The sequence below is a fragment of the Pinirhizobacter sp. genome (assembly GCF_035317885.1).
Lineage (GTDB): Bacteria > Pseudomonadota > Gammaproteobacteria > Xanthomonadales > Rhodanobacteraceae > Pinirhizobacter.
This window is the reverse complement of record NZ_DATHFX010000251.1, coordinates 1-2,534: the sequence shown is the minus strand read 5'-3', so window position 1 is coordinate 2,534 and position 2,534 is coordinate 1. Positions and strand designations below refer to the sequence as shown.

The following is a 2,534-nucleotide window of genomic DNA, read 5'->3' as shown; positions in this document are numbered from 1 at the left end:
TGGGCGTTTCGGGCCTGCAAGGCAGCGGCAAGAGCACCGTGGCCCGGACGATGGCGCGCCTGGCCGGCGAACGCGGCGTGCGAGCGGTGTCGCTGTCGCTGGACGACTTCTACCTTGGCCACGACGCGCGCCAGGCCCTGGGCCGGGAGGTCCATCCACTGCTCGCCACCCGCGGCGTGCCCGGGACGCACGACCTTCACCTTCTTCTTTCGACACTCGATGCGTTGGTCGATCCCGCCACGCACTGGCCGTTGGCCGTACCGCGCTTCGACAAAGGGCGCGACGACCGCGCGCCGCGCGAACAATGGCCGCACGTGGACGGGACGCCAGACCTGGTGGTATTCGAAGGCTGGTGCCTGGGCGTGCCGCCGCAGGACGACATCGAGCTTGCCACGCCGGTCAACGCGCTTGAGCGCGACGAGGACGCCGATGGCACGTGGCGGAACTTCGTCAATGCGCAACTTGGCGCCTATGCAGCGGCCTGGGCGCGCATCGACCGCCTGGCCGTGCTGCAGGCGCCGGGCTGGGATGTGGTCCGCGCGTGGCGCGGCCAGGCCGAGCGCGAACATGCAGGCGCGCCACGTGCAATGAACGATGACGCGCTCGACCGTTTCCTGTCCCACTACGAGCGGATCAGCCGCCACGCCCTGCGCACCCTGCCGGCGCGCGCGGATGTCCTGGTGGAACTGGACACCGCGCGCACGCCGGTACGGGTTACTCGACGATGACGGCCGTGCCGTAGGCCAGCACTTCAGTCACGCCTTCTGCGACGTCATTGGCGTCGTAGCGCATGGCGATCACGCCGTTGGCGCCATGTTCGCCGGCATGCTGGAGCATCAGCTCGAAGGCTTCCTCGCGGGCCTTCTCGCACAGTTCGGTGTAGATCGTGATATTGCCGCCGACCAGCGTCTGCAACGCGGCGCCGAAGTTGCCGATCACACTGCGCGAACGCACGGTGATGCCGCGGACCACACCCAGTCCGCGGACGATCCGGTGGCCGGGAATTTCGTTGGAGGTTGAGACCATCTGCCGCTGCACGGGACCTGCCATGGGGATGCTCCTGGTTTGAAGGTACGGGGTAAGTATCGTCGGATTTCAGACAAGGGCCAGGTAACCCAGCCTCGCGTCCGGCCACACAGGTTGCCAGCCGGTCGCGCGAAGACGGTGGTTGCGCAGCCGCTTGCTGCCGATGCCCGGGGGCGGCGGCCCTTCCGGCGGTAGTGGTGCGCCACATGCGATGGCGATCGCATCGTAGAGTTCATGCATGGGCAGCGGCGTATCGTCCACGCCCAGGTAAACAGGCGCGGGTGATGGATCATCCAGTGCGTGCATAAGCGCCGATGCGGCATCATCGACGTGGATGCGATTGACATGGAACGGATGCGTGCGCGGGACGCGGGCCGCGCCGGCACGCAGGCGGTCGATGAGCTGCAGGCGCCCGGGCCCATACAGCCCGGCAAGACGCACCGCCGATCCACCCTGCCCCTGCACCAGCGCCTCGGCTTCCAGCAACACGCGGCCGTTGAAACCCAATGGCGCGGGTGGCGTGTCTTCGTCCACCCAGCCGCCGTCGTGGTCGCCGTAGACCGCCGACGACGACGCCAGCACGACGCGCGCGTCGGGGTTCGCATCGAGCATGCGTGCCAGCCCCTGGACGAACACGCGTCGATAGATGGCCTCGTTGCGTGCATCGGGCGTGGCGGTGAACACGATGGCATCGACGCGCGGCAGCGGCGGTGGTGCGGTCAGATCGCCCTCGTGCCAGTGCAGGCCGCAGGCCGTAGGCGCCTGGGCACTGCGCCGCAATGCATGTACCTCGATATCCCGCGCCAGCAGGCGCCGCGCCAGGCGTAAACCGACATCGCCACAACCGGCGATGAGTACTCTCCGGCCATTACTTGTTAGCATCGATGGCATGAATCCGTCGTCCAACCTCTTCGTCATCGGCCCCACCGGCGCAGGCAAGACTTCGCTGGGCAAGCGCCTGGCCGCGCATTACGGCCTGCCCTTTATCGACCTGGACCAGGCCATCGAAGCGAAGACCGGGGTATCGGTGAGCACCATCTTCGAGATGGAGGGCGAAGCCGGTTTTCGCCAGCGCGAAAGCGCTTGCCTGGACGAGTGTAGCCGCAGGCAAAGCGTCGTGCTGGCCACCGGCGGCGGCGCGGTGATGGACCCGCGCAACCGGCAAGCCCTGCGCGAACGCGGCTTCGTCGCCTGGTTGCAGGTCGACGTGGACCAGCAAGTGAACCGGCTGGAGCACGATCACAACCGACCGCTGCTGGAAACCGGCGACCGCCACGGCCGCCTGACGGCCATGGCCGCGGCCCGCGCTCCCTTCTACGGCGAAATCGCCGATCTCATCGTGCCACCGCAGGGCAACGGCCTGGCCGCGGCTGCAGCAACTACCATTGAACTCATCGACGCCCACTGGCGGCGTCCCGTGCGAGCCTCATGAAAGAACTCACCGTCGCGCTTGGTGCGCGCAGCTACCCCGTCTGGATCGGACAAGGCCTCATCGACGACGCGCCCCG

General features: G+C 67.8%; 4 protein-coding genes. 2 read left to right on the top strand and 2 right to left on the bottom strand.

The annotated features are described in order from the left end of the window. Positions 1 to 728 (top strand): kinase (locus VK519_RS08215; RefSeq protein WP_324348906.1); only part of this gene is annotated, 728 nt, incomplete at its 5' end. Here the strand turns inward: VK519_RS08215 and VK519_RS08210 are convergent. Together VK519_RS08210 and VK519_RS08205 are read right to left on the bottom strand one after the other, a co-directional pair. Beyond that, positions 715 to 1,050: a YbjQ family protein gene (locus VK519_RS08210; RefSeq protein WP_250633914.1), complete on the bottom strand. Its 336-nt coding sequence runs from the start codon at positions 1,048 to 1,050 to the stop codon at positions 715 to 717. The two genes, VK519_RS08215 and VK519_RS08210, sit on opposite strands and share 14 nt — an antisense overlap. A gap of 45 nt (positions 1,051 to 1,095) precedes the next feature. Further along, positions 1,096 to 1,917, bottom strand: coding sequence for an NAD-dependent epimerase/dehydratase family protein (locus tag VK519_RS08205; RefSeq protein WP_324348903.1), 822 nt, complete (start codon positions 1,915 to 1,917; stop codon positions 1,096 to 1,098). On the opposite strand from VK519_RS08205, the gene VK519_RS08200 reads away from it, so the two are divergent. Then, positions 1,916 to 2,458, top strand: a complete 543-nt coding sequence (locus VK519_RS08200) for a shikimate kinase (protein WP_324348901.1) — start codon at positions 1,916 to 1,918, stop codon at positions 2,456 to 2,458. The genes VK519_RS08205 and VK519_RS08200 overlap by 2 nt on opposite strands. Positions 2,459 to 2,534 lie beyond the last annotated feature (76 nt).